The 25,741-nt window shown below is 61.2% G+C and carries 22 protein-coding genes; 5 read left to right on the top strand and 17 right to left on the bottom strand.

The annotated features are described in order from the left end of the window. Nucleotides 1-64 precede the first annotated feature (64 nt). The 3 genes from groES (at nt 65) to AEYBE204_RS27635 (ending at nt 2,940) form a co-directional block, all read left to right on the top strand. Nucleotides 65-355 carry a co-chaperone GroES gene (gene groES, locus AEYBE204_RS27645; RefSeq protein ID WP_023461702.1) on the top strand — a complete coding sequence of 97 codons (291 nt, stop codon included), beginning with the start codon at nt 65-67 and terminating at the stop codon, nt 353-355. Between the two features lie 84 nt (nt 356-439). Continuing rightward, on the top strand, nt 440-2,083 hold the full coding sequence (groL, locus tag AEYBE204_RS27640; RefSeq protein WP_023461701.1) for a chaperonin GroEL: 1,644 nt from the start codon (nt 440-442) through the stop codon (nt 2,081-2,083). Between the two features lie 86 nt (nt 2,084-2,169). Next, nucleotides 2,170-2,940: a hypothetical protein gene (locus tag AEYBE204_RS27635; RefSeq protein WP_023461700.1), complete on the top strand. Its 771-nt coding sequence runs from the start codon at nt 2,170-2,172 to the stop codon at nt 2,938-2,940. Between the two features lie 268 nt (nt 2,941-3,208). Here the strand turns inward: AEYBE204_RS27635 and AEYBE204_RS27630 are convergent, their stop codons facing one another. The 17 genes from AEYBE204_RS27630 to AEYBE204_RS27550 form a co-directional block, all read right to left on the bottom strand. After that, nucleotides 3,209-4,234 (bottom strand): alpha/beta hydrolase, encoded by a 1,026-nt coding sequence (locus AEYBE204_RS27630; protein WP_023461699.1) that lies wholly within the window; start codon nt 4,232-4,234, stop codon nt 3,209-3,211. Nucleotides 4,235-4,571: 337 nt separating this feature from the next. Further along, the gene (locus AEYBE204_RS27625; RefSeq protein WP_023461698.1) at nt 4,572-5,132 is read right to left on the bottom strand and encodes a DUF3916 domain-containing protein; all 561 of its coding nucleotides are present in this window, start codon (nt 5,130-5,132) and stop codon (nt 4,572-4,574) included. A gap of 2 nt (nt 5,133-5,134) precedes the next feature. Then, complete coding sequence (locus AEYBE204_RS27620; RefSeq protein WP_023461697.1) at nt 5,135-5,428, bottom strand: type II toxin-antitoxin system mRNA interferase toxin, RelE/StbE family; 294 nt, start codon at nt 5,426-5,428, stop codon at nt 5,135-5,137. Further along, entirely contained in the window at nt 5,421-5,702 is a 282-nt protein-coding gene (locus tag AEYBE204_RS27615) for a CopG family ribbon-helix-helix protein (RefSeq protein ID WP_023461696.1), read from the bottom strand. The genes AEYBE204_RS27620 and AEYBE204_RS27615 overlap by 8 nt, the downstream gene beginning before the upstream one ends. 118 nt (nt 5,703-5,820) lie before the next feature. Then, nucleotides 5,821-6,306 (bottom strand): SRPBCC domain-containing protein, encoded by a 486-nt coding sequence (locus AEYBE204_RS27610; protein WP_023461695.1) that lies wholly within the window; start codon nt 6,304-6,306, stop codon nt 5,821-5,823. Next, nucleotides 6,303-6,647: a helix-turn-helix transcriptional regulator gene (locus tag AEYBE204_RS27605; RefSeq protein ID WP_023461694.1), complete on the bottom strand. Its 345-nt coding sequence runs from the start codon at nt 6,645-6,647 to the stop codon at nt 6,303-6,305. The genes AEYBE204_RS27610 and AEYBE204_RS27605 overlap by 4 nt, the downstream gene beginning before the upstream one ends. 58 nt (nt 6,648-6,705) lie before the next feature. Then, entirely contained in the window at nt 6,706-8,556 is a 1,851-nt protein-coding gene (locus AEYBE204_RS27600; protein WP_023461693.1) for a polysaccharide lyase family protein, read from the bottom strand. A gap of 105 nt (nt 8,557-8,661) precedes the next feature. After that, nucleotides 8,662-10,254, bottom strand: a complete 1,593-nt coding sequence (locus AEYBE204_RS27595) for a sodium/sugar symporter (RefSeq protein WP_023461692.1) — start codon at nt 10,252-10,254, stop codon at nt 8,662-8,664. 352 nt (nt 10,255-10,606) lie between these two features. Next, nucleotides 10,607-13,174 carry an exo 1,3/1,4-beta-D-glucan glucohydrolase gene (locus AEYBE204_RS27590; protein WP_023461691.1) on the bottom strand — a complete coding sequence of 856 codons (2,568 nt, stop codon included), beginning with the start codon at nt 13,172-13,174 and terminating at the stop codon, nt 10,607-10,609. Nucleotides 13,175-13,728: 554 nt separating this feature from the next. Next, nucleotides 13,729-14,760, bottom strand: a complete 1,032-nt coding sequence (locus AEYBE204_RS27585; RefSeq protein WP_023461690.1) for a LacI family DNA-binding transcriptional regulator — start codon at nt 14,758-14,760, stop codon at nt 13,729-13,731. Nucleotides 14,761-14,871: 111 nt separating this feature from the next. Next, complete coding sequence (locus AEYBE204_RS27580; RefSeq protein ID WP_023461689.1) at nt 14,872-15,501, bottom strand: bifunctional 4-hydroxy-2-oxoglutarate aldolase/2-dehydro-3-deoxy-phosphogluconate aldolase; 630 nt, start codon at nt 15,499-15,501, stop codon at nt 14,872-14,874. Nucleotides 15,502-15,562: 61 nt separating this feature from the next. Beyond that, on the bottom strand, nt 15,563-16,573 hold the full coding sequence (gene glk, locus AEYBE204_RS27575; protein ID WP_023461688.1) for a glucokinase: 1,011 nt from the start codon (nt 16,571-16,573) through the stop codon (nt 15,563-15,565). Nucleotides 16,574-16,580: 7 nt separating this feature from the next. Continuing rightward, on the bottom strand, nt 16,581-18,395 hold the full coding sequence (gene edd / locus AEYBE204_RS27570) for a phosphogluconate dehydratase (protein ID WP_023461687.1): 1,815 nt from the start codon (nt 18,393-18,395) through the stop codon (nt 16,581-16,583). A gap of 9 nt (nt 18,396-18,404) precedes the next feature. Beyond that, nucleotides 18,405-19,145 carry a 6-phosphogluconolactonase gene (gene pgl, locus AEYBE204_RS27565; RefSeq protein WP_023461686.1) on the bottom strand — a complete coding sequence of 247 codons (741 nt, stop codon included), beginning with the start codon at nt 19,143-19,145 and terminating at the stop codon, nt 18,405-18,407. Further along, on the bottom strand, nt 19,138-20,619 hold the full coding sequence (gene zwf, locus AEYBE204_RS27560) for a glucose-6-phosphate dehydrogenase (protein WP_023461685.1): 1,482 nt from the start codon (nt 20,617-20,619) through the stop codon (nt 19,138-19,140). The genes pgl and zwf overlap by 8 nt, the downstream gene beginning before the upstream one ends. Before the next feature lie 300 nt (nt 20,620-20,919). Beyond that, complete coding sequence (gene ppc / locus AEYBE204_RS27555) at nt 20,920-23,592, bottom strand: phosphoenolpyruvate carboxylase (RefSeq protein ID WP_023461684.1); 2,673 nt, start codon at nt 23,590-23,592, stop codon at nt 20,920-20,922. 295 nt (nt 23,593-23,887) lie between these two features. Then, nucleotides 23,888-24,289, bottom strand: a complete 402-nt coding sequence (locus AEYBE204_RS27550; RefSeq protein ID WP_023461683.1) for a group III truncated hemoglobin — start codon at nt 24,287-24,289, stop codon at nt 23,888-23,890. 136 nt (nt 24,290-24,425) lie between these two features. On the opposite strand from AEYBE204_RS27550, the gene AEYBE204_RS27545 reads away from it, so the two are divergent. Beyond that, nucleotides 24,426-25,010, top strand: a complete 585-nt coding sequence (locus tag AEYBE204_RS27545) for a hypothetical protein (protein ID WP_023461682.1) — start codon at nt 24,426-24,428, stop codon at nt 25,008-25,010. Between the two features lie 143 nt (nt 25,011-25,153). Then, complete coding sequence (locus AEYBE204_RS0120070; protein ID WP_023461681.1) at nt 25,154-25,627, top strand: hypothetical protein; 474 nt, start codon at nt 25,154-25,156, stop codon at nt 25,625-25,627. Nucleotides 25,628-25,741: the final 114 nt, after the last annotated feature.

Below are 25,741 nucleotides of genomic sequence, written 5' to 3'. Positions count from 1 at the left end.
TTAGCACTCACCCCCGGTGACTGCTAACACTCTCATTCAAAAACCGTAAACCGGAGATACCCCAATGAGCTTTCGTCCCCTGGGTGACCGCGTGCTGATCAAGCGCGTCGAAGAAGAAGCCAAGACCAAGGGCGGGATCATCATCCCCGACACCGCCAAGGAAAAGCCGCAGGAAGGCGAAGTCGTCGCCGTCGGTCCCGGCAACCGCAACGAAAAGGGCGAGCAAGTCGCCCTCGACGTGAAGGCCGGCGACCGCGTCCTGTTCGGCAAGTGGGGCGGCACCGAGGTCAAGCTTGACGGCGAAGACCTGCTGATCCTCAAGGAATCCGACATCCTCGGTATTGTGACGCGCTAAGGCGCGTCGGGCTGGGCATCGTCGTGCGTTCATCCGCACCCCTGCCTTTTTTGATATTCACGCAACCAAATAGGAACCACTAAGATGGCTGCTAAAGACGTACTGTTTTCCTCGGACGCGCGCGACAAGATCCTGCGCGGCGTCAACATCCTCGCCAACGCCGTGAAGGTGACCCTCGGCCCCAAGGGCCGCAACGTCATCCTCGAAAAGTCCTTCGGCGCCCCGCGCTCGACCAAGGACGGCGTCTCGGTCGCCAAGGAAATCGAACTGGCCGACCGTTTCGAGAACCTCGGCGCGCAACTGATCCGCGAAGTCGCCTCGAAGACCAACGACAAGGCCGGTGACGGCACCACCACCGCGACCGTTCTGGCGCAAGCCATCGTCGTCGAAGGCCTGAAGTCGGTCTCGTCGGGCCGCAACCCGATGGACCTCAAGCGCGGCATCGATAAGGCCGTCGCCATCGTCATCGCCGAAATCAAGGCCTCGTCGAAGCCGGTTACCTCGAACTCGGAAATCGCTCAGGTCGGCACCATCTCGGCCAACGGCGACACCGAAGTCGGTCAGATGATCGCTGACGCCATGGCCAAGGTCGGCAACGAAGGCGTCATCACCGTCGAAGAAGCCAAGACCGCCGAAACCGAGCTGGACGTCGTCGAAGGCATGCAGTTCGACCGCGGCTACCTGTCGCCGTACTTCGTCACCAACCCGGACAAGATGGAAGCGGTCCTCGAAGACCCGTACATCCTGATCTTCGATAAGAAGATCTCGACGCTTCAGCCGATCCTGCCGATCCTCGAAGCCGTCGTGCAGTCGGGCCGTCCGCTGCTGATCATCTCCGAAGACGTCGAAGGCGAAGCACTGGCGACCCTCGTCGTCAACCGCCTGCGTGGCGGCCTGCGCGTCGCCGCCGTCAAGGCACCGGGCTTCGGCGACCGCCGCAAGGCCATGCTGGAAGACATCGCCATCCTGACCGCTGGCCAAGTGATCTCCGAAGACATCGGCATCAAGCTTGAGACCGTGACCCTCGACATGCTGGGCCGCGCCAAGAAGGTGACGATCACCAAGGAAAACACCACCATCGTCGACGGCGTCGGTGAAAAGGCCGAAATCGAAGGCCGCGTCGCTCAGATCAAGCAACAGATCGAAGAGACGACCTCGGACTACGACAAGGAAAAGCTGCAAGAGCGTCTGGCCAAGCTGGCCGGTGGCGTTGCGGTCATCCGCGTCGGCGGCTCGACCGAAGTCGAAGTGAAGGAAAAGAAGGACCGCGTTGACGACGCCCTCAACGCGACCCGCGCGGCCGTGGACGAAGGTATCGTTCCGGGCGGTGGCACGGCGCTGCTGAAGGCATCGAAGAAGCTGGCCGACGTGACCGGCGACAATGACGACCAGACCGCTGGTATCGCCATCGTGCGCCGCGCGCTTCAGGCTCCGATCCGTCAGATCTCGGAAAACGCCGGCGTCGAAGGCTCGATCGTCGTGGGTAAGATCCTGGAATCGGACGACGCGTCGTTCGGCTTCAACGCCCAGACCGAAAAGTACGTCGACCTCGTCGCCGACGGCGTCATCGACCCGGCCAAGGTGGTGCGTACCGCTCTGCAAGACGCCGCTTCGGTGTCGGGCCTGCTGATCACGACGGAAGCCGCCGTGGTCGAAAGCCCGAAGAAGGACGCAGCCCCGGCCATGCCCGGCGGCGGCATGGGCGGCATGGGCGGTATGGATTTCTAATCCATCCTCTCGGCACACTGCTGAAAACGGAAAGAGCGGGTCGCAAGGCCCGCTTTTTTTCGTTAGGATCGGTGCGGGAGAATGAAATGAGCTTTCGCGCCGGACTTATTGCTATCGGACTGGGTTTAGGCGTGTGTCTGTCGCCTGACCTGTACGCGGCCACACCAACCGAAATTATTCGCGAGACGCGAACAGTCATGGTCGATGGTATAGCCGAGACGTGGTTACTGGTGTGGACAGGAAAACCCAAATCCGCCTGTGGGCCCGATGACGTGGAAATGTCCATCACCTGTCCTTGCTCCGGTTTTGCCTATGGCGAAATGGGGCAGGTCTGGCTCGTCAGAAAACGTGCGGGCCAGAAGATCGAACGACTGAACCTGTCGCAATTTTTTAAAAACACCAGCTTCGAGATGAAAGGTCAGGCGATCCTGCAAAGATGGCCGGAACATCGCGATGACTACGATCGGGCTCAGGCCAATCCAGTGGCGACGGAACAACGAATAGTCCAGCGGACCCCCGTTATTCTCATGAACATAGCCGACTATAACCACGATGGCCGCGCGACAGAGTTTCTGCTTCAGGTGGACACCCTGCCCTGTGGCAAACGGCAATTCATCGCCCTCGGTCTGTCTGCCGACGGCGTGAAATTACAGGCCCTAACGTCAAAAGAATCCGCTGAACCGCTTATACTCAACGCAGGGGGTTGGGCGGCGTTGAAAGCCTCGCCCAAGCCCCGGACGGTCGAGGTCTGGCCCTGCGACGATCACGGCAGCGCGGTTCATAGCACGGTAAGGGTTTCGGCCCACAACGGAATCATATCGGCAAAATTTTACAATCGCCAATGCCGCCCAAACTGATCACCGAGGTCTGAACCGCTTGGCGACGGGTAATTTCAGCATCCGTCATAGCCTCAGAAGCAAAAAAGAGCGGGTCGCAAGGCCCGCTCTTTTTTGCTTCATTTTATCGACTATTGGCCCCGTGCAGAAATAGAACCGCGAAAGTGGCGGTTTGCGACTTTTCGCTCCGAAGCGGACAGTGGCGCCAAGCTTACAGGCTGCTCAATCCCAAATGTAGACGTTGCGGTATAAATCCGGAAGGTCGTTTGTGGGTGTTAAGCCGCAGCGACTACTTTGCACGCACGTCGGCAACCGTCTGTTCAATAGCGTCGATCACCGCCTTAGGCTGATTAATCTGGATATAGTGACGGCTGTCGGGAACCACGATATGGCGGCCCCGCGTCGACAGGGCGGCGAGCTTGGCATGGGCGGCCATCCACCTGTCCTCGTTTTGCTTATGCTGATCGGGATTGTCCCCCGGCCTTAAGGGCATACTGCCATGTGTCAGGATAATCAGCGGCTTATCGCCGAATTGAGGGTTAAGAGCGTCAATTTGGGCCGTATTCACGGAAATCCAGCTTGGCGCTGATGGCGTAATGCTCTGAATCTCCGAAATTTTGGTGCTGATGGTCACGGGGTTCGCCTGTTGCAATCTGTCTGTGCGCCGCAGGACGTCGTCAAGCGAACGGTTTTCACGAACACAGGCCTTGGCGGCATCCGTCTTCGGCTCCTGCAACTCGCCAGACTTCGCCAGGGCAAGGCACGCCTCTAACGGTGCCCACGGCGGCGGGGGCTGATCCGTCGGATCAGACGGCGGCGTCCACCTGCCCATGTCGGCATAGGATGGATCGACCAGAACCAGAGCCGCGACGTCGTCGGGATATTTTCCCTGCAACCCTACGCCGTAAAGACCCGCAACCGAATGGCCGACATAGATAATCGGGCCGTCCGTTCCCATAGCCCTGAGCAACAGGTGGATGTCTCTGACCGTCGCGTTCACGTCCGACGCGCCCGGCGGAGGATCGGAAAAGCCATATCCGGCGCGATCATAACTGCAAGCCCGCGTTGTCTTCGCGACCTCGCCCTGAACATAGCGCCACGACGCCGTCGTATCGCCGCTGCCGGCATCGAAGAGAACCGTCGGCGCGCCCTGACCTAGGCAAAACAAATTAATGCGGCGATTGCCGTCGATGGCGACCAGACGCTGAGGATGAGCATAATTTTCGGACGGGATCGCGGGTTGCTCTGCAAGCGCGTCTGCCGCCACGAAGCTCAATGTCAGAGCGACAAAAACCGACGTTTTCACTTTGCGCATTTTTCCCCCGGCTCAAACGTGAATCATCTCTGAGGATGAACTGTATTTCCCGTTAACAACTTAATACCGACGTTATTAAATAACAAGGCTTTCCCTTTTCTTAAACGGCAAACCAAGGCACGTAGGCGGCTGGTCTGGTTTTGGATGTTATTGCGGCCTTGAGTCCGCTTCGGGTGTATGACTGCGGAGGAAGCCGCCGTGGTCGAAAGCCCGAAGAAAGACGCAGCCCCGGCTATGCCCAGCGGCGGCATGGGCGGCATGGCGGCATGGATTTCTAATCCACGCTTCACATTCTCGAAAACAGGAAGAGCGGGTCGCAGGACCCGCTCTTTTTCGTTCAGAGCACTTCGCTATAGATCCACACCTCTCGCGTCTTTTCGTAAGGCGGATCGATCGTGTCATCGCGCCAATAGGTACGATAGCCGCGCGCTTCAAACCCTTCCGGCACACGCAGACCATAAGATTTCAAAAGGCCCCGCGAGGGAAGCAAGGGGATCCATAGGTCATCAGAATTGTGCCGCTCGGCAAACCTCTGCCAGTAGCTTTCGTTGAAAAAGATATGCACGCCACTATCGAACAGTTTCGGCAAGGTCAGGATAGCGGTGACCCGCGCGCCTTGCGCCGCGTCAGGCTTATGGTTCCGCATATTGACGGCTGCCCTCAGAACCAGTTCGATATAGCGCCGCTGCGTATGCCGTGACGAATTCGGCAAATTGACCAGACTTCCGGCCACAGGTGTCTTCCAGCTATCGAAACCGGCCCCGCGAGGGTGAGTATCCGGCCATTTATCCGCAAGAGTGTCCGACCAGAGCTTCAGGTCTCGCAGCATGGTTTTCGTGCGTCCCCGCCGGTAGCGAGACAGGTTGCCCGCAAATATTTCCATGTAACGCTTGGCCAAATTTAATTTCCTCGCATCCGCGCTGCATGTTTGAGGCGCAGGATTTCAACACGGAGCGATCGCGTTTTCACCCGATAAACGGCGATATAGTTGTGGTGGATTACCAGTTCCCTTGTACCCGTCATCCGTCCGGCACGGCCTCTCAGCGGGTAGTCGCGCAACGTCTCGATCTGCGCTCTCAGTTCCTGCCCAAAGCTGATAGCGCGATTGGGATTATCCTGAGCGATATACCGAACGAGGCCCAGAAGATCATCGACGGCCTGAGGCCGCCATTCCACGACGTAGCTGTCAGGCACCGCGTTTCAGGCCTGCGGCATGACGGGCAATTTCGGCATCCATCATGGCCATGACCTCGTCATGCGGAATACCGTCACGCGGATCGTCCAGCGCTTCCTGAACCTGCTGACGGAACCATGTATCGTAATCCGATGGCTCGGATTTCAGTTCCACATAGTCGCGCATGACGTCACTGAGAACATCGGCCACAGAACGACCTTCGGCTTCGGCGGCCGCGCTGAATGCCACTTTCAGGTCTTCGTCGATCTGGAAGGTGAGTTCGGCCTTGCCCATGATAGCTCCGTCGTCAAATGCGATATTTGTATCCGTCCGGTTCCCTGACACGATAAATATATCATATCGCCGCCATACGCCAAGGGGTGTGCGATGCCCCTTGTTGGGGAGGTATTGTCTATTTGGCCGTCAACGAAATCAGCGCTTCCAGTTGCCCAAACTGCTCGTCGAAGCCGCTGGTCGCGCCGGAAATCATGGCCTCGTCGAGCGCCGCTTTCGACGGATAGAGGTCGTGCCAGACCACCACCGTCTGCCCGTCGCGGTCCTCGAACGTCACCGTGGTGACGGCCCCCTCACCCTCGCCGCCTTCCTCGTTGGTCCAGACGATACGGGCGTTTGGCACCACCTCGATATACCGACCGAAGAAGGCCATCGGCTCCGGCATCGACGGATGGCTGATGACCAGACGGTAGGTGCCGCCGGTCCGCACATCCATCTCGCACGACAGGATGGTCATGCCGAACGACTTCGGCGTCCACCAGCGTCGGAACAGCTCCGGATCGCTCCACGCCCTGAAGACGATATGCGTCGGACCATTGACGGTCCGCGTCACCACGAATTCGCGCTCGGACGTGCGTTGCGTGGTCGTTTCTGATGTCGTCATTGGGTGTCTCCTTGTTTCAGTTCCTGCACGATCGCATCCAGCGCGTCGAAGCGCTCGGTCCATATCCGGCGCTGCTGCTCGATCCACGCCGCCTCCGTGTCCAGCATACCCCGGCCCAGCCGACAGATGCGCACGCGCCCGATCTTCTCGGTCGTCACCAGCCCCGCCGCTTCCAGCAGGCTGACGTGCTTCTTCATGCCCGTGAGGGTCATGTGGAAGCGCTCGGCCAGATCGCTGATCGAAGCGTCCGCGTAGCCAAGCTGCTCCAGCACCCCCCGACGCGTGGGGTCCGACAAGGCGGCAAAGGACGCATCGAGGCGATGGGATAAATACTGAACCATTAAGTTCAGCATTAGCGTATAAATTGACGAAGCGCAAGACCGCGTCAATTTGCAGGGTTTATCTCACCTCAAGCCGGATGGCGTCGTACATGACCTGACCGGGGGCGCCGGTGCCGGGGGCCTGATCGTCGTCGGCCGCGGCATCCGAGGCCGCCTTGACCAGCGCCGGATCAAAAACCTGACCGTCGGCGTGGCGGAACGTCAGGTCGTTGTCGCCTTTCAGCCGCTTCGCGTCGAAGGTCAGGGTCACGAGGTTATAGTTCTGGTCCTGCATCCCGCCGCGATAGCCTGCCGTGCCGGTCTTGGGCAGGCGGATAGCCCCGATCTCCTGCCCGTTGATGGCCACGCGCACGTCCGTGAGCTTACCCTTCGCGGGCTGTGCCGAGGCCACACCAATCGTCAACGTCGCCTGTCCGGTCTGTGAGGGTGCATTGAAGCGCAGATGCCACGACGGGTCTTTCATATACCAGGACCATTGGGCGTAGTTCCAGTCGCGCATCGGCTGGCTCTTGCCGACCATGAAATCGACGTCGTTGGGGAACTGCTGCGGGTAGAGGGTGAACATCTGATAGCCGCGCGAGTCGTCACCGTTGCGGAACTCCGCCGCGCGCCGGTCGAAAGTCCCCAGTTGCCACAGGGTCTTGCCGTGCATCTCCCGCGCCCAAAATAGCGTCCCCGTATCCTGCTCGCCCGTCTTTATGGTGACCGTCTTGCCGGTGAAATCCGTCGGCTGATCGGCACCCGTTACGCTTAGCGCATAGGTGCCCGGCGCGATGCCCTCGATGTGGAATTGTCCATCGGCTGAGATGCTACCCCAGTAGTTATAGCCCTTGACGCTGTCCGGCCACGGCGTGCTCACGTCTGACAGGATGACCTTCGCCCCGCCCGCCGCCGCGCCGTTCAAACGCACCTCGCCGCTCAGGCTACCGCGCGTCTTGGCGTAGTCCGGCGCGGTGACAAACCCATAAGGCCACTGCGCTTTTTCGGCGCTCAGTTGCCGGTCGATATCGCTCCACAAAGCCTGCGGCGACGCGGCTTGGTTGGCGTAGATGAGGAATGGGCCGTAGACCTTCGACCACGCCTCACCGGCCTGCACATCGACCGATTTCGCACCGAAATGCGCCGATTGCAGCACGCGCAGCAGCACGTCGTCGTGGACGGTCTGACCCTGCTTGATCGGCCCGCCATTGTGGTATTCCGGCGACGGCTCCAGCATCCAGATGCCGCGGCTTTGCTCATTACTGACCGCCAGCGTGCCATAGGCCGGGACGTCGCCCCAGTAGACCGAGTTGAGATATTTCGTCTTCACCGTCCCGTCGGCCAGCCGGAAGGTGGCGTCCATCAGCTTCGAGACGACCTCGGCGCGCGGGATACGGATCAGGTTGTCGCGCGACACGCTCCACACATTGAACACGTCCGGCGAGGTCCGGAACACGAACCGCGTCTGCCACAGCCGTGCGGCAGGCATGTCGGGCGCATGCCTGAACACGACATAGGCATAGAGGCCGCTCAGGCCGTCCTTCATCACGTAGTGACGTTCGGCGCGGAAGCCGAAATGCTCGGTCGGGCCGCTGGTGACGGTCACATCGGCCTGCGCGGGCGTAGCGGCCAGCTCGACGGTCGTTGTGGCGGGCGATGGGCGGTAATAGCCCTTTTTCGGTGGCGTAGTCGTCGTCGGTCCGATCGCTTCGGCATTGGCGTCCCAGTAGATCTTCTGACCCTTTTGCACCATCTCGACCGGACCATTACGCAGGTCTTTAAACGATACCACATCGCCATTGGCATCGATCACCGCTTCGACCAGGCCGTTGTTCAGCGTGATGCGGCCGTCGGTTTTCGTTGCCGTCACCTCAGCCAGAGCCACGGACGGCAGGAGGCAACAGAGGGCGACGGTGAGGAGACGTTTCATGGATTATCCTTTGTGTTGTCCGTCAAACGCCGCGACGCTGGCGATCCGTCGATACAAAAAAGGCGTCCCTGTGCGGGACGCCTTTTCCTTGGCTTCACGCCGATCTTACCACAGCGTCACATAGAGCGCCGTCAGGATCAGGATCACGCCGACGCCCAGGATGTTGAACGCCGTCGAGGTCTTGAAATTGACCCCTTCCAGCGTCAGGGTCGAGACCGGTTTCTTGTTCGGCACGATCAGCGACACCAGCACGCACAGGGCCAGCGAGGCGCCGAAGACCCAACCAACGCGGTCCATGAACGGGACGTCCGGCAGGACGTATTTCGCCGCCGTCGACAGGATGACCGAGGCCGCCACCGCGACGAAAGCCCCTGCCGTCGAGCAGCGCTTCCAGAACATGCCGAGCGCAAAGATCACCACGATCCCCGGTGTGAAGAAGCCGGTGAATTCCTGAATGAACTGGAAGGCCTGATCGGTCTTGCCAAGCAGGGGCTGCGCGACAGCCATGGCGACGACGACCGCCACGACCGAGGCGATACGCCCGATGGTGACCAGCTTGACGTCGGGGATATCCTTGCGCAGGGGTGCTACCACATCGAGGGTGAAGATGGTCGAGATCGAGTTGATCTTCGACGCCAGCGAGGCGACGATCGCCGCGACCAGCGCCGCGAAGACCAGACCCAGCAGACCGTTCGGCAGAAGCTGCATCATGGCCGGATAGGCGTGGTCGGCCTTGGGGATATCCGGCGCCAGAATGAGCGCCGCGAGGCCCGGGAACACGACGATGACCGGCATCAGCAGCTTGAGATAGGCGGCAAAGGCGATGCCCTTTTGCGCTTCGCCCAGCGACTTGGCGGCCAGTGCGCGCTGAATGATGTACTGATTGAAGCCCCAGTAGGAGATGTTCATGATCCACAGACCGCCGACCAGAACGGCGATGCCGGGCAGGTCTGCATAGTGCGGGCTGTCCTTTGACAGGATCATGTCGAAATGTTCGGGGAACTTCGTATAGAGGGTGTGCAGACCGCCGAGAACGCCCGCCTCGCCACCAATCTTCGAAAACGAGATGAAGACGATGATCAGGCCGCCGAGAATCAGCAGGGCCACCTGCACGATGTCGGTCAGGGCCACGGCCTTCAGCCCGCCATTGATCTGATAGGCCAGAGCGAAGACGCCGATGGCGATGATGGCGTAGATCGGCTCTATGCCCGTGACGCCGGAAATCGCCGTCGCCCCCAGCCACAGGATCGAGGTCAGGTTGACGAAGACGTAGAGGACCAGCCAGAAGATGGCCATCAGGTATTTCACGCTGGGGCCGAACCGCTGTTGCAGGAAGCCCGGCATGGTCATGACGCCGTTCTGGATGAACACCGGCAGGAAGTATTTCCCCACGATGATCAGGGTAATCGCCGCCATCCATTCATAGGAGGCGATGGCCAGACCGATGCGGAAGCCCGATCCCGACATGCCGATGATCTGCTCGGCCGAGATATTGGCGGCGATCAGCGACGCCCCGATAGCCCACCACGGCAGCTGATTGCCAGCGAGGAAATAGCCCTTGGACGAGACCTCTTCATTGGTTTTCCGGTGCGAAACGACCTGCGCCAGTACGAAGATGCCGACGATATAGGCCAGCACGATATAGATATCGAGGTCGGCCAGTATGTTCTTGCCCTCGGGCAAAAGACTGGAAAGCATGGTAGCCCCCTGAGGTTGAAGCGGTCTTGACGCCGCCAATTGTCACACAATTAATCAAATCTGAACGTTTGGCAATCGATTTAGCGCTACCACCCGTTCCATACGCAAATCCCCGACCTAAGCCGGGGATCTTACTCTTTTATACCTCCCCAGCTCGCTGGGGAGCCGGGCGGCCGGTGCCGGGGACCGCACGAGCTGCGAAGTAGCGAGATGCGGTGGTGGGGGCCTTCGCTGTAAGACCAACATACACGTCGGGCCGCTTATTTTATCCTCGGCTCCTACGCGAGCCCCCCTCCGTCTGCTCACGTCGTTCGCATCCACCTCCCCCAGTAAACTGGGGGAGTAGAAGACGTTACTTCGGACACACCGCGTCGCCTTCGTTCGAGGCCAGCTTCACCGATGTATAGGTCAGTTTCAGCGGCGCTTCCGACTTCAGCGCGAACGGCATGCCGATCTGCGTCATCCTGAGCCCGATCGCCGCGTAGCAGTTCAGGCGGATTTTCACCGTATGGAACTGCCCGTCGGCGGTGAGCAGCCCGGCGATATCCATTTCCTGATAGACGAAGCGGTCGCGCCCCAGAGCCAGCATCACCGGCCCCTTCGGCGCGGCATCGAGCCTGTAGGTCAGGGCCACGGCCAGTTCGCCCGCCGACTGTCGCGTCAGATCGACGATGGTGCCACCGAAATAGGCCTCGCCCTTGCCTTGGCCCGTAAAGGTCAGCAGCCGTCCGGCCTCCTGCGCCCCCGCATCGACCACCGTCTGGGTGACGAAGCCCTGCGGTGAGGTCAGAGCGCCATCGCCGCCGGTCGCACCTTTCGGATCGGCAAGGAAGAAGCCCCACGGCGCGCGGACCCGACCGGCGGTGAAATAGGTATCGACATTGACCACCCCGGCGTCTTTCAGACCCGACTCTTCGGGTAGTGGCAGCAGATCGCCCTTATTCGCATAGGTCAGGCCGAAACCGTAGGCGAACTGCGGATCATAGCCCGGCGTCCCGACATTGAGCGGTTGTTGCGCGGCGGTTTTCGGCCACGAGAAGCTTAAGCGGCCCTTGAAATCGTGGCGCGCCTTGCCGGCCTTGTCGCCGATCAGGACGTCGGCCACACCGCCGCCTTCGGTCCCCGGCAGCCACGCCGCGACAAAGGCGTCCGAGGCATTGATCTCCGGATTGACCCAAAGGGGTCGCCCCGACAGGAAGACCGTCACCACAGGTATCCCGGCCTTTTTCAGCGATTTGATGAGCGCCAGATCCTTGCGCTCGCCCGACTGATAATCGAGGCTCTGACGGTCGCCCTGAAACTCGGCATAAGGTTCCTCGCCGACCACGACGATGGCGACGTCGGGCTTTGTCTTGTAGGTTCCATCGACCGACAAGGTCGCCGTACCGCCCGACGCCTTCACAGCGTCTGAAATACCGCCGAAGATCGACTGACCGTTCGGGAAGTCGGTATTGGCGTTACCCGTCCCCTGCCAGGTGATCGTCCAGCCGCCGGACTGCTTGCCGATATTGTCGGCCCCGTCGCCGACGACCAGCACATTGGCCCCGCCCCTGATCGGCAGCAGAGAGCCGTTATTTTTCAACAGCACCAGCGACTCACGCACCGCCTGACGCGCAACGGCGCGGTGTTCGGGCTTGCCGAGGTTCTCCCAGTGACCGGCTATGGCGCGGTCCTTCGGCGCGCCCAGCGTGAACAGCCCGCCCTTGATCTTGGCGCGGAGAATGCGGCGCACGGCGTCGTCCAGCCGTGCCATCGGGATCTCGCCCGACTTCACCTGCGCCAGCGTGTTCTCGTAAATGCCCTTCCACGAATCGGGGGCCATGAACATGTCGATCCCGGCATTGAAGGCCGACGGACACGAAACCTTGGTGCAGCCTGGCACCTGGGCCTGCGCGTTCCAGTCCGAGACCACGAAGCCGTCGAAACCCATCCGGTCTTTGAGCACGTCGGTCAGCAAATAGTGGCTGCCGGTCAACTTCTCGCCGTTCCAGCTTGAAAACGAGGCCATGACCGACAGGACGCCCGCTTCTATCGAGGGCGGATAACCGGCATTATGCACATTCGCCAGTTCCTCTTCGCTGATGAGGGCGTCGCCCTGATCCTTGCCATTGAGCGTGCCGCCGTCGCCGAGGAAGTGCTTGGCCGAGGCCATGATGTGGCCGGGCTTCACGCCGTTATCGCCGCCGTCGGCCCCTTGCAGGCCCTCGACCACCTTGCCGGCATAGGCCGCGACATCGGCAGGGTTTTCGGAATAGGATTCGTAGGCGCGGCCCCAGCGCTTGTCGCGCGACACGGCCACCGTCGGGGCGAAGGTCCAGTCGACTCCGGCGAGCGACATCTCATAGGCCGTGACCTCGCCGATGCGCTTCATCAGGTCGGGATTGCGCGTCGCCCCCAGACCGACATTGTGCGGGAAAACGATCGCGCCGACGAGGTTGGAATGGCCGTGTACGGCGTCGATCCCGAACAGCAGCGGGATTTTCCGCTTCGACGGATAGTCGAGCGAGGCGCGCCAGTAGGCGTCGGCCAGATCGAGCCATTGTTGCGGCGTGGCGCGCTCGTTGCCACCCGGCGAGGAATTGCCCCCCGCCAGAATCGAGCCGAGCGGATATTTTCTGAGGTCTTCGGGTTTAACGGTCGAGATGTCGCCCTGCACGACCTGACCGACCTTCTCCTCGATCGTCATCTCGGCCATGATCGCGTCGATCTGCGCTTCGACGACCGCATCGACCAGACCGGCGTCTTTCAGCTTCGGCCAGACAGCATTGATCTCGGTTTTCGCGGCCTCTGCCATCGGTGCGGGTGTCTCTTCGGCAGGCGTACCCTGCGCGCCGCTCTCGATCACCGTCACGCAACCCGACACGGCCAGCGCCATCGTCAAAACGCCCGCGGCGACACCGCTTTTCAAAACCGTCCGCATGATTTGCTCTCCCAGCCTGCTACCCCGTCGTTTATGTCGCGGGATTATTTGTGCTTTTTCACAATACCGCCCAGATTCTGCGGGCAAAAGCACTATGATGACGTCATTTAATGACAGCGCTATCAAGCATCGTCAAGCCAGCAATCCTGCACGTACATGAGTCGAACCGAAGTTATTAGCCGGAGGGTCAGTTTTATTATTTTAATAAATTCAATTATTTAATTAAAAATATGCGCAAAATTCAAGTGCCGCCACCCCTCTCCTCCCCAAAAATAAACCGGCACGTCAAAAAGGGAGTTGACAGCGTTGTCAGTCAATTCTAATCTGAACTCTGTTGTTGTTCCTCCTTTTCCCCGCCCTTCGCCCCGAAGGTCAGGGATCGGTGTTTAAAATCATAGCCGGGCGCGGCTTCTTTCCCTTTTTCACGGCTGCGCTTTCGTATGATTTTAAATCGTTATCCGGATTTGGCATTATTCGGATAGCAAAGCCCCTTATATCCGGCAGCCGGGTTCGCCCGGTCTGCCGGTTTTTTTTGCCCTGAATGTAAAGCGTCTTCAGCGCGCCCGCACCGACTCGCGCATGATCAGGGCGAACGGCAGCATGCGGTCCTGATCGGCCCCGGCATCGTTACGGTTCAGCAGCAGGTCGGCGGCGGCATAGGCCATGTCCTCGACCGGCTGACGCACGGTAGTGAGCGGCGGCCAGGTGCGCAAGGCTCCCGGCGCGTCGTCGAACCCGGCCACCGACAAATCGTCCGGCAGGCGCAGGCCCGCCTGCTGGGCATGGGCCATGACCCCCAGCGCCATATAGTCGTTTGACGCGAAAATCGCCGTCGGGTGCTTCGTTCCCGGCGCCAGAATCGCCCGCGCCGCCTCGACACCCGATTCGTAAGAGAAATAGCCCTGCCGCGTCCATTCCGGTCGCGGCTCCATGCCGTCTTCGCGCAGGGCCCGCACAAAGCCTTCGTAGCGCTGATGGGCGCCGCCGTGTTCGGGGTGGCCCAGCACGAAGCCGATATCCGTGTGGCCCATCTCGATCAGCTTGCGCGTCAGTTCATAGGCGGCCTGCGCGTCGTCCATGCGCACGCACGGCGACCGGTCGGGATTGAGGAACGGTGACACGCGCACATAGGGTACGCCCGCCGCCTCGATGGCCTGAAGCACCACGGCCATGTCGCACAGGGGCGGCGAGAGAATAATACCGTCCAGCCGAATCGTCGCCAGCAGGTTGGTGATCTGCCGCGCCAGATCGGGGGCGTGGCTGTCCTGAGGTTCGACCAGCAGATGATATCCCGACCCGCGGGCGCGATTGATGACGCCCTTTTGCAGCTCGGTGATATAGGCGGGGTTGGGGTTGTCGTAAAACAGGGCCACCAGAAAGCTGCGCGACCCGGCCAGAGAGCGCGCCAGCAGGTTCGGGCGGTAGTGCAGCAGTGTCGCGGCTTCCTGCACCTTGTCGCGGGTTTCCTGACGGACATTGGGCTCGTCGTTCATGACGCGCGAGACGGTCTTGATCGATACCCCGGCCAGACGCGCGACGTCGTTGATCGTCGACGCCCCGCCGACACCGGTATTGGGCGGCCTCATCCTGCGGTTACCTTAACAACTGTGGCCAAGCGCCCGATCCCCGTACTTATCTACGTATCAAGAAATGACGGCGCGCCCCTCCTTGTCAAGGGCGCGCCCTGCCGGAGGGGCTCAGGCCTTGAACTTATTGACCGCCTCAGCCGTCAGACGCGTGATCTCGGCCCAGTTGCCGTCCTTCATCGCCTTTTCCGGGGCGACCCATGACCCGCCGACACATAACACGTTGTCGAGGGCCAGGAAGTCGGCGGCATTGTTCAGGCCGATGCCGCCCGTCGGGCAGAACTTGACCTGCGGCAGGGGCGCGCCGATGCCCTTGAGCATGGGGATGCCACCGGCAGGCACGGCCGGGAAGAATTTCAGACGCGTAAAGCCCCACTCCAGCGCCTTCATCACTTCGGACGCGGTCGAGACGCCCGGCAGCAGCGGCAGCGAATCCTGTTTGGCGAGGCTCTTGGTCAGGCCCGGCGAGACGCCGAACTTGGCGCCCGCCTCGGCGGCCTTTTCGGCGTCCTTCGGCGTCAGCAGCGTACCGGCGCCGACGATGGCGTCCGGGCGCTCTTTCGCGATCAGCTTGATGGCGTCCAGCGCGCAGTCGGTGCGCAACGTGATTTCGAGCACCGTGATGCCGCCCGCGATCAGGGCATCGGCCAGAGGCAGGGCCATGCTGAGATCGGGGATAACCATGACCGGCAAGACGGGACCGGTGGTCATGATGGTGTGAACGTCGAGCGGCTTGGACATGGTGTTTCCTTAATTTATCAGTCCCTTCCCATGTCGCCGGGAAGGATATTCAATTGCGGGTCTACGCCCTTATTTCGGCGTCCGTCAAGGCATTAGCCGCCCCGACCAGAGCCGCATAGGGGTGGGTGATGACGCGCGACGGTATCGCTTCGACCAGCGCTGTCATCGGGGCCTTGGCCTCCATGCGGGCGCGGAAGCGCGTGGCGTCAAGATATTTGATCAGCTTGGGCGTGATGCCCCCCGCGATATACATGCCGCCGGTCGCGCCGTGGAACAGGGCCAGATCGCCGCAGACCGAGGCGAGAATGTCGAAAAAGGTCTCGACCGTGTAGCGCGAACCCTGTGCGTCCGGCCCATCGAGATTGGTGATCTGCGCCGGGGTAAGGTTCAGCGTCGGTTCGCCGCGCACGAAGGTAATCGCCTCATAGAGGTGGACGAGGCCCGGCCCGGACAGGACCATTTCGATGGTCACCCGACCGTATTTCTTCGACAGGAACTTATGGATGTCGCGCTCGAAGTCGTTGACCGGCGCCCAGCTGGCGTGGCCGCTTTCGGTCGACAGGCAGGTCCGCCCCTCGACCAGCACCGCCGCGCCGAAGCCCGTCCCCGCGCCCATGACCGAGAGGGTCTTGCTCTCGCCGTCGCGCACGCCGCCGATCAGATGACAGTCCTCGTCCTTGAGGTGCGGCAGGGCATAGGCGATCGAGGCCAGATCGTTGATCAGCCGCGTCGTGGCCGCGCCCGTACACTTGGCGAGTTCGGTTTCCGTCACCACCCAGTCGAGATTGGTGAACTTGATCGCGCCGTCGACCACCGGCCCGGCCACGGCCAGGGTCGCGAAGTCGAAATCGGGGCGTTCGCCCAACGGCTTGAGATAGTCTTCGATGACCGCATAGAGGTCGGGATAGTCGTCGGTCTCGAAGGTTCTAAACCCGGAAAGCGTCGCCGTCCCGCCCACGCGCTCGGCAATCGCAAAGCGCGCATTGGTCCCGCCGATATCCCCGACAAGGCCCTTGAAATTCTGGGCGGAGGAGGACTCTAGAGTCGTTTGGCTGTCGAAATGGGCCGTCATTATAGCCTTACCAGAAAACGGAGCCGCCTGTGACGGCTTCGCCGACCAGACGTCTGAACGGCGCGAACAGCTCGCGCCCCAGCCCGTCCGCTTCCGGAGGCCGGGGTGCGCTCTCGCGCGCCATCAGTTGCGCTTCATCACCCATGAAGCTCAGGTTCCCGTTTTCGCAGTCTACGCGTACAATATCCCCTGACCGTAATTTCGAGATCGGTCCGCCGTCGACGGCTTCTGGGGTTAGATGTATCGCGGCCGTCACCTTACCACTGGCCCCCGACATCCGTCCATCCGAGACCAGGGCGACCTTGCGCCCCTGATCGAGCATGGCGGACAGCGAGGGGGTCAGGCTGTGCAGTTCCGGCATACCATTGGCCTTAGGCCCCTGAAAGCGCACAACGCAAATAAAATCACCGTCCGGCAGAGTTCCCGCCTTGAACGCCGCCAGAAAATCGTCCTGATCGTCGAAGACGGCGCACGGCCCCTCGACGAACTGATGCTCGGGCTTGACCGCCGAGACCTTGGTCACTGCGACGCCGAGATTGCCGGTCAGTTCGCGCAGGCCCCCTTCGGGCGAGAAGGGATTGGTCACGGGACGCAGGATAGTCTCATCGAGGCTCGTGGCCGGACTCTCCTGCCAGACGAGTTGCCCGTCTTTCAGCGTCGGTTCCTTGCCATAGGCGCTCAGGCCCTTGCCCCAGATGGTGTTGACGTCCTCATGCAGCAGGCCTGCCGAGAGCAGTTCCCTGATCACGAAGCCGATGCCGCCCGCCGCGTGGAAGTGGTTCACGTCGGCCGAGCCGTTCGGATAGACGCGCGCCAGCAGCGGTACGACCTTCGACAGGTCGTTGAAGTCTTCCGGGATCAGCAGGATGCCCGCCGCCCGCGCCATAGCCGGCAAATGGAGGGCATGGTTGGTCGATCCGCCGGTGGCCAGCAATCCCACCACGCCGTTGACGATGGCGCGCTCATCGATCACATCGGCCATGCCGATGGGGTCTTCGGACAGGGCCGAGGCCTTGGCGGCGCGCTCGACGGCGGCGCGGGTCAGGGCGTCGCGCAGTTCCCCGCGCGGCGGCACGAAAGCGGCACCGGGGACGTGCAGCCCCATTATTTCCATCAGCATCTGATTGGAATTGGCCGTGCCGTAGAAGGTGCAGGTGCCTTCGGCGTGATAGGACGCCATCTCGGCGGCCAGCAGCGCGTCGCGCCCGACCTCGCCCTTGGCATAGGCCGTGCGGATTTTCGCTTTTTCCGGATTGGGCAGGCCCGACGACATCGGCCCCGACGGCACGAAGATGACCGGCAAGTGCCCGAAGGCCAGCGAGCCCATGACCAGCCCCGGCACGATCTTGTCGCAAATCCCCAGCATCAGGGCTGAATCGAAGGCGTCGTGGGTCAGGGCGATGGCCGTCCCCATGGCGATGACGTCGCGCGAAAACAGGCTGAGCTCCATGCCCGGACGGCCCTGGGTCACGCCGTCGCACATGGCGGGCACGCCGCCCGCGACCTGAGACGTGGCCCCCGCGTGACGGGCATAGTCGAGGATCTTTTCCGGGTAGCGATAATAGGGGGCGTGGGCCGACAGCATGTCGTTATAGGACGTCACGACGCCGATATTGGGTACCTTGTCCAGCGCCAGAGCCAGCTTGTCGTTCTCGGTCATCGGCGCGGCGACGTGCGCGTAGTTCGCGCAGGACAGCTTCTTGCGTCGTGGCTCGCGCATCCGGTAACGGTCGACGCGCGCCATATATTCGGCGCGGGTCGCTTTTGAACGCTCGATGATGCGTTCGGTGACGGCTTTAAGGACGGGATTCAGCTCGGTCATTTTTATTCCTCACGCACCCCAGATGATATCGACAGGGCCGGGATATTGGGAGAGAAACGCCCCTATCGGAGACGTCCACGGATCGGGATCGGCAATCGCCGCTGCTAAGGCGTCCAGCTTGGCCTGACCGGTGATGTACAGCACGATGCGGCGCGAACGGTTGAGCGCAGGCACGGTCAGGGTAATGCGCGGCAGCTTAGGTTCGCCCCCGGTTTCCGAGGGCGCGACAGCCAGAACCAGCGCCGGGCTGTCATAGACCTCCTCGTTGATCGGATGCCCCGGAAAGATCGAGGCATAGTGCCGATCCCCGCCCATGCCGAGCAGGTTCAGGTCGAACACCGGTGCATCTTCGCTCAGGTTACGCAGCATCGTTTCCGCTTTTTCGGAACAAATGACCGGGTGGCTTATGTCCTGAATGAGACTGAGGAAACGCATACCCTTGGCGATGACCGGTGCAGCGGCTTCGGCCATCATCTTGGTATTGGACGAGGCATCGTCCAGCGGCACAAAACGCTCATCGACCTGCGACAGGGTCACCTTGTCCCACGCCAGATCGAGCGTATCGAGCTGCTCATAAACCGGTTTCGGCGTTCCGCCCCCGGCCCCGATCCACAAGGCATGACCGCGTTCAGCAATAGCGTCTGACAAGGCGGTTTCGATCGCCCTAAGCACGGCCTGTTCGGCTTGGGCGAGCGTGTCGAACGCCTGCACCGTGAACCGGCCCGCCCCGTCGAGGACGATCTCAGTCATTCCACACCCGCTTGTCACGGTCGAGCAGCATATAGGCGCTCATCGGCCCGTTGGTCCCGGCGGGGTAAAGCTGCGGCTTGGCATAGGCCTCGGCCCAGGCGGCGGAAATCCCGTCGATCCACGTCCAGGCTGCCTCCACCTCGTCGCGACGCACGAACGCGGCATTGTTACCATTCAACGCATCGAGGATCAGGCGCTCATAGGCGATGCGGCGGCGGGCCGGTTTGTCGCCATTGGCGTCGAAGGCATTGGTCAGGGACAGCGACAAATCCAGAGGCTGCAATTGCATGCCGTCGGCGCTCAGACCAGGGGCCTTGTTCATCACGGTCAGGCGGATGTCTTCGTCGGGTTGCAGGCGGATGACCAGCCGGTTCGGCTGCGCCGCCGCCCCGAAGATCGAGTGCGGCACGGCGCGGAACTGGATAACGATCTCGGTGGTCCGTGACGGCAAGGCCTTACCGGTGCGCAGATAGAACGGCGTGCCGGACCAGCGCCAGTTGGCGACCTCGGCCTTGATGGCGACGTAGGTTTCGGTGTTCGACGGCGATCCTTTTTCGGCCTCGTAGCCGGCGACCTGATGGCCTTCGGCGAAACCCGCGCCGTACTGCCCGCGCGCCGTGACCTCCTTCACCACATCGGCGGTGATCGGTTTGAGCGAGCGCAACACCTTGACCTTTTCGTCGCGCAGGGCGTCCGAATTGAAATTCGACGGCGGCTCCATCGCCAGCAGACAGACCAGTTGCAGCAGGTGGTTCTGCACCATGTCGCGCAGGGCACCGTACTCGTCGTAGTAGCCGAGGCGGTCGCCCGTGCCGACGGTTTCGGACACGCTGACCTGCACGTGATCGATCGACTGGGCGTTCCACAGCGGCTCGAACACCGTATTGGCGAAACGCAGCGCCAGCAGGTTCTGCACCGTCTCCTTGCCGAGATAGTGGTCGATACGGAAGGTGCGCGATTCGGCAAACGCGTGGGCGACCGAGTCGTTGATCACCTTCGACGAGGCCAGATCGCGGCCGAGCGGCTTTTCGATGATGACACGGTTGGGTGCGTGACTCAGACCCGCTTTTTCCAGATGCTCGCAGATCGGCTTGAACAGGGTCGGCGATACCGAGAGGAAATAGACGATATCGAGGGCGTCGATGTCGCCCAATTCCGCTTTAAGCTTGTTGCCCCATTCCGGGTCGGACGCGTCGAGCGCCACGTGGCTGACGCGTTTCAGAAACCGATCGAGCGTCCCGTCTTCGAGGTCTTTATGGATGCGCTTTTCGATCGCGCCCTGAACGCGTCCAAGGAATTCCTTTTTCGCCACGGCTTCGCGGGCGACGGAAATAACGCGGACATCGTCCGACAGGAACCCGTCCTGATCGAGCATGGCCAGAGACGGCCACAACATGCGCAAGGCCAGATCGCCGGTGCCGCCGACAAGGACGAACACGGGTTGACGCGCGGGGGACAGTTTCGATGGAGACACGTTTTGATTCCTGGATCGTTACCTTGTGACGCCCTGACCTTATATGCCTTCCCTTAAGGAAATGCGATCATTCGACGCAACATGACAACGTTGTCATAAGCCTTGTCCATCACCGGGTCAAGCCGGTATTTCTATACGCTTTGGAAGCCTAGGCCCAACGGTGTTAAAAGGCGATATAGAACCGGTTGGATGATGGCCGCAAGGCTAATCCTCACTTTACTCCCCCAGTTTACTGGGGGAGGTGGCAGCCAAAGGCTGACGGAGGGGGCCGACGCTTCCTCTGCTCCGTCGCCAACAAAATTACCCCGTATTTCTCAACGCGCTGGCAATCCCGTTGACCGTCAGTTGCATGGCCAGCTTGACCAGCTTGTGCTTGTTGCCGTCGCGGCGCTTCTTGAGCAGCTTGACCTGCATCCGGTTGAGCGTCTGCAACAGCCCGTGCGAACGCTCGATCGAGCCGCGCAGTTGTTCGTGCGTCGACAACAGCGTGCCCGACTTGCGGATACGCTTGGCCAGAGCCGTCATTTCCTCGTGCTCGGTGCGAATGATGCCGAAGATGCGCTTGGCCTCCTCAGGCTCCGCCGCCATTTCGGCGTAGAGCGCGGCGATGTCCATATCGGACTTGGCCAGCGCCATTTCCATATTGGCCAGAAACACCTCGAAGAAGTCCCACTCGTTGCACATGTCGATCAGGGTCTGATCGTCCACACCCAGCTTCTTCACCGCCGCGTTGAAGCCGTAGAACCCCGGCAGGACCATGCGCGACTGCGACCACGAAAAAACCCACGGAATGGCGCGCAGATCCTCGATCTTGCCCGACGCCGTGCGCGACGCCGGACGCGAGCCGATCTTGAGGTCGGTCAGTTCGGCCACCGGCGTCGCCGTGCGGAAGAACGACAAGAAATGCGGATCATCATAGACCAGCCCGCGATAGGCTTCGAACGAGGCCTGACATAGCTTTTCCATCAGCGGCGTGTATTTCGCTTCGGCCTCGGCTTCGCGCTGTTCGTCTGCCGTCTTTTCCGACGAGGGCAGCGAGGCGAGGAAAACCGCCGCCGCAAAAGAATCGAGCGTCTTGCCCGCCGTGACCTTGTTGCCGAACTTGCGCGCGATCATTTCGCCCTGTTCGGTGACGCGGATCTGGCCACCGACCGTGCCTTCGGGTTGCGCCAGAATGGCCGCGAACGACGGCCCGCCCCCGCGACCGACCGACCCGCCGCGACCGTGGAACAGACGCAGCGCCACGCCTTTCTGTTCGCAAACGGCCTTGACCGCCGACGAGGCCTTGTGCAGCGACCAGCGCGACGCCGTATAGCCGCCGTCCTTGTTCGAGTCGGAATAGCCGAGCATGACCTCCTGAATCGCCGGGCGACCCAACAGCGAGCGCATGGCCGGCAGGCTCAGCCAGCGTTTCATGATGTCGGGCGCGGCCTCCAAGTCTTCGATGGTCTCGAACAGCGGTGCGACGTGGATCATGGTGTGCGGCGACGGCCCGCCATAGACGAGGCCCGCCTGCTTCATCAGGACCAGCGGCTCAAGGATGTCCGACACCGACTTGGCCATCGAAATCACGTAGGAGCCAATGGCGTCAGGCCCGAAGGTGCGGATGACTTCGGCGGCGGCGTCAACGATCTTAAGCTCGCGCCGCGTCTCGTCGGAATATTTGGCGAAAGGCCAGCGCAGCAACCGGTCATTGGTCAGTTCGGCGACCAGCGCCGAGACGCGCTCGTTTTCCGACAGCGACGAATAGTCGAGCAGTTCCGACGACTGCGCGAACAGTTCGGCAATGACGCGCTCATGGATGGCCGAGTTCTGGCGCATATCTAGCGACAGCAGGTGGAAACCGCACGAGCGGGCGATCTGGATCGTCGTTTTCAGCGTCCGCCCGATCAGGCGCTTGCCGCCATTGGCGACCAGCGAGTCGCGGATCAGGGTCAGGTCGGCGATGAAGTTGTCGGCGGTCTCATAGGCCCCGGCGAGCGGCGTGGCCAGCGGGTGCGGCAGCTTCAGAATGTTCTGCGAGGTCGCCGCCAGACGCGCCTTGATATAGGTGATGGCGCGGCGATAGGGCTCATCGACACGGTGAACATTGGTTTCCGACGATTTCCGCGCCAGTTCCAGCAAAGCGTCCGACACCGGCGCCAGCTCTTCCGACAGGGTCAGTTCCATGTCGAGCTTGTCGAGTTGCTTGAAATAGAACTCCAGCACCAGCTTGGCCTGCTGATGAAAGGCGTAGTTCATCGTCCCGTCATCAACGTGCGGGTGACCGTCGCGGTCGCCGCCGATCCACGAGCCGAGTTTCAGCACCTTCGGCAGTTCGCCTTCGAGCGGGATTTCGCGGTCCCAGTTGCCGTAAAGCTCGGTCAGGGCTGGCAGGATAGCGCGACGCACCGCCCCCAGCGAGTTCTGAATCTCGTCGGCGACGGTGATGCGTTCGGGACGGTTGAGGCGCGTGTTGAACAAAAGCGCCACGGCGCGATAAAGGTCTTCCTCAAGCGCGACTTTCTCGGACGAGCGCGTCGAGTTTTCGAACGACGACAGGAACTGGGTGATGTCGTATTCGCGCTCGACGACCGAGGCGCGGCGCATTTCGGTTGGGTGGGCGGTGAAGACCGGCGACGCCAGAATGCCGTTCAGCGTGTCTTCGATTTCCTGCTGTGTGTGCCCCTTGTCGCGGGCAATCTTGACGGCGTGCGCCAGCGTAATGGCTTCCTGCGTGCCGGGAAAAGTCTCGACGCGTTTCAGATTGGCCACGTCCTCGGACAGGACGGTCAGGGTCGACAGACAGGTCAGGATGCGCGCGGCGTGGGCGGCTTCGGACTCGCTCAAGTCGTTGACGTCGAAGGCTTCGGTGCGCAGGGAATCGATCTTGGTCAGGACCCCGGCCCGGCCGAAATCGGCCACGGCCTCGTTCAGAAATCCCTCCAGCATGGCGGTGTTTTGCTTGACGTGATCGATCATGGTGTCGGTCATCGGGCCGGCCTCTCAGGTGCAGTATAGTTTAATTTTGGCTTGGAGGGTGCAAGGGCGGCGGTAAACGCGGGCGTCCCTCAAGTCGGATATTCTCCAAACTAGCGCAAAATTTGTGCGCCGCAAGGTAAGTTTGCACACGATTTTGTCAGAGTTATTAATATGACAAACGAATACAAATGCTTGCATGTCCTGCGTTGTCAAAAAATTTTAGGCAGCACCTAAGCACCTGACGCTAAACGGAAAAACCGGTTTCAATTATAACCGGTTTGCGCATATGGTAGCGATATCAATGGATTCAGCTACCGCTTTCCGACGGATTTAGACTCTCCTGCATCGCGATCGCCGCCTGAAACGACTGCCCGATCCGCCACGCTTTTTCGCGCAGCAGTTCCGCGCGCGGGGCATCGAACAGCTCCCCCGTCGTTTCGGCCCACAGGTCGAGCCAGCGGTCGAAATGCGCGCCTTTGAGGTTCAGCACGAAATGTTTGGGGAGGGGCCGGCCTTTGAACGGCTCCACCCCCGGCACGGGGCCGTTGATCACCATACCCCAGAACGCTGTCAGGGTCTCAAAATGCTCCGGCCAGTCGTGCACCGCGCGCTCGAACACCGGCCCCAGCAAGGCATCGGCCCGCGCCTTGTCGTAGAACCGCTCGACAAGGGCGCGCAGCTCTTCGGGCGGGATAATAAAATCGGGCATGTCTTAAAACCGGTTAAGCATAGGCCCACACCAAATCCTAAAGACTTTCAATTAGTCTTGGACCCGATGCGGAACGTCCGACCTGTATAGTCAGGTTCTGCCGCTGCGTCCTGCGACAAATCGTTCCGGAGTTCTCATGGCCAAGGCTGTTTTTCATCGTCACCAGCGCGTCTATGTCGAGCCGGTCGGCACCTGGGCCATCATCGACAAGGTCAATCCCGTCTGGGCCAAGGGTTTCGAGGAACCCGTCCGCGTCACCTACGACTGCGGGTTGGGGCGTGAATTCCGCGCCGAGGAACTGACCGCCGAGAGCGAGGTCGATCTGCAATCCGAAGACGGCGCTGCCAGCCATCAGTGGCGCCTGATGCGCGCCAAGAACAAGTGGCAGACGCCGGAAAACTGTGCCCACCACCCCTTCCCCGGCACCTATCCGATCGTCGTCACCGATCCCAACGACTGGGGCGGGTGGCGCGTGCCGGGGGCCGAATACGACCGCGACCCCGCCCTGATCGAAATGCAGGCGCGTCTGATCGCCGCCGCGCCGCGCTTCATGCGGCTGGCCAAGGACCTGACCGACTATGTGAAAAGCGAGGGCGACGACCTGCCCGACGCGATGATCCGCATGGCCAAGCGCTTCGATCAGTTGCGCAAGATCGTCGAGACGCAAGCCTCCGACGCCTATGCCAAAACCGCGCCTCAGGACAGCGATTCCGCCGAATAAACCGCGTGTAAGCCGTCTGATTATAAAGGATCTTGATAAAATCCTTTTCCGATTTTTATCATGACCTTATGGGTGGGAGACCGGCTCCGCACTGCGTGCTTGTGTCACAGAGGTTAGGCTATGGGGCTACAAGGAGCGTTCCCATGCCCGACGACCTGATCACCAAGACCCCGCCCGCCGATACGCCGACTTCGCCCGCGCCCCAAGACTTCGCGACCGAACCGGCGTCCACCGAGGCCCTGCTTATCGATCTCGAAGACGCGCGTCACCTCAAGAAGGACCTCGAAGACCTGCTCGAGGGCGTCGAGACCGCGCATCTCAAAGCCGAGGTCAAGGCGCATATTTCCAAGCTGAACAGCTGGGCCGGCCGCTATGTCGAAGGCCTCGACGCCGCTCAGCAACTGTCTGAAACCGGCCTTGACATGCTGGAAGAAGCCCGCGCTCAGATCAGCCTGCAACTGGACGAATATCTGCGCCTCGAAGGCGAAGGCGGTCAGGTGGCGACGCCGGAACAGAACCGTCTGATCGACGAACTAAGCCGGGCGCTGCGCCGCATCGACCGCCTGTCGAAAGCGATGGCCTCCACCATCGAAACCCAACTGACCGACAAGAGCTAACGGCATCGCCGGTCGGGTGAAAACCCGGTCGGCGTTATGCTTTCACTTGGCCTTATCCGCCGAAACGCCTATAGGTATTCTCAGGGCCGAAAGAGCCTATAAAGGTTGAGATAG

The organism is Asticcacaulis sp. YBE204, assembly GCF_000495855.1.
Taxonomy (GTDB): domain Bacteria; phylum Pseudomonadota; class Alphaproteobacteria; order Caulobacterales; family Caulobacteraceae; genus Asticcacaulis.
The sequence above is the reverse complement of the archived record's forward strand: the minus strand, read 5'-3'. Positions and strand labels throughout refer to the sequence as shown.

Bases quoted from the DNA above. Each gene is read 5' to 3' on its own strand.
- AEYBE204_RS27600 (WP_023461693.1), bottom strand. From the start codon at position 8,556: ATGAAACGTCTCCTCACCGTCGCCCTCTGTTGCCTCCTGCCGTCCGTG.
- AEYBE204_RS27595 (WP_023461692.1), bottom strand. From the start codon at position 10,254: ATGCTTTCCAGTCTTTTGCCCGAGGGCAAGAACATACTGGCCGACCTC.
- AEYBE204_RS27545 (WP_023461682.1), top strand. From the start codon at position 24,426: ATGGCCAAGGCTGTTTTTCATCGTCACCAGCGCGTCTATGTCGAGCCG.
- AEYBE204_RS27590 (WP_023461691.1), bottom strand. From the start codon at position 13,174: ATGCGGACGGTTTTGAAAAGCGGTGTCGCCGCGGGCGTTTTGACGATG.
- AEYBE204_RS0120070 (WP_023461681.1), top strand. From the start codon at position 25,154: ATGCCCGACGACCTGATCACCAAGACCCCGCCCGCCGATACGCCGACT.
- AEYBE204_RS27615 (WP_023461696.1), bottom strand. From the start codon at position 5,702: ATGGGCAAGGCCGAACTCACCTTCCAGATCGACGAAGACCTGAAAGTG.
- edd (WP_023461687.1), bottom strand. From the start codon at position 18,395: ATGACCGAGCTGAATCCCGTCCTTAAAGCCGTCACCGAACGCATCATC.
- AEYBE204_RS27610 (WP_023461695.1), bottom strand. From the start codon at position 6,306: ATGACGACATCAGAAACGACCACGCAACGCACGTCCGAGCGCGAATTC.
- AEYBE204_RS27580 (WP_023461689.1), bottom strand. From the start codon at position 15,501: ATGTCCAAGCCGCTCGACGTTCACACCATCATGACCACCGGTCCCGTC.
- glk (WP_023461688.1), bottom strand. From the start codon at position 16,573: ATGACGGCCCATTTCGACAGCCAAACGACTCTAGAGTCCTCCTCCGCC.
- groL (WP_023461701.1), top strand. From the start codon at position 440: ATGGCTGCTAAAGACGTACTGTTTTCCTCGGACGCGCGCGACAAGATC.
- groES (WP_023461702.1), top strand. From the start codon at position 65: ATGAGCTTTCGTCCCCTGGGTGACCGCGTGCTGATCAAGCGCGTCGAA.
- ppc (WP_023461684.1), bottom strand. From the start codon at position 23,592: ATGACCGACACCATGATCGATCACGTCAAGCAAAACACCGCCATGCTG.
- AEYBE204_RS27635 (WP_023461700.1), top strand. From the start codon at position 2,170: ATGAGCTTTCGCGCCGGACTTATTGCTATCGGACTGGGTTTAGGCGTG.
- AEYBE204_RS27550 (WP_023461683.1), bottom strand. From the start codon at position 24,289: ATGCCCGATTTTATTATCCCGCCCGAAGAGCTGCGCGCCCTTGTCGAG.
- AEYBE204_RS27605 (WP_023461694.1), bottom strand. From the start codon at position 6,647: ATGGTTCAGTATTTATCCCATCGCCTCGATGCGTCCTTTGCCGCCTTG.
- pgl (WP_023461686.1), bottom strand. From the start codon at position 19,145: ATGACTGAGATCGTCCTCGACGGGGCGGGCCGGTTCACGGTGCAGGCG.
- AEYBE204_RS27585 (WP_023461690.1), bottom strand. From the start codon at position 14,760: ATGAGGCCGCCCAATACCGGTGTCGGCGGGGCGTCGACGATCAACGAC.
- AEYBE204_RS27630 (WP_023461699.1), bottom strand. From the start codon at position 4,234: ATGCGCAAAGTGAAAACGTCGGTTTTTGTCGCTCTGACATTGAGCTTC.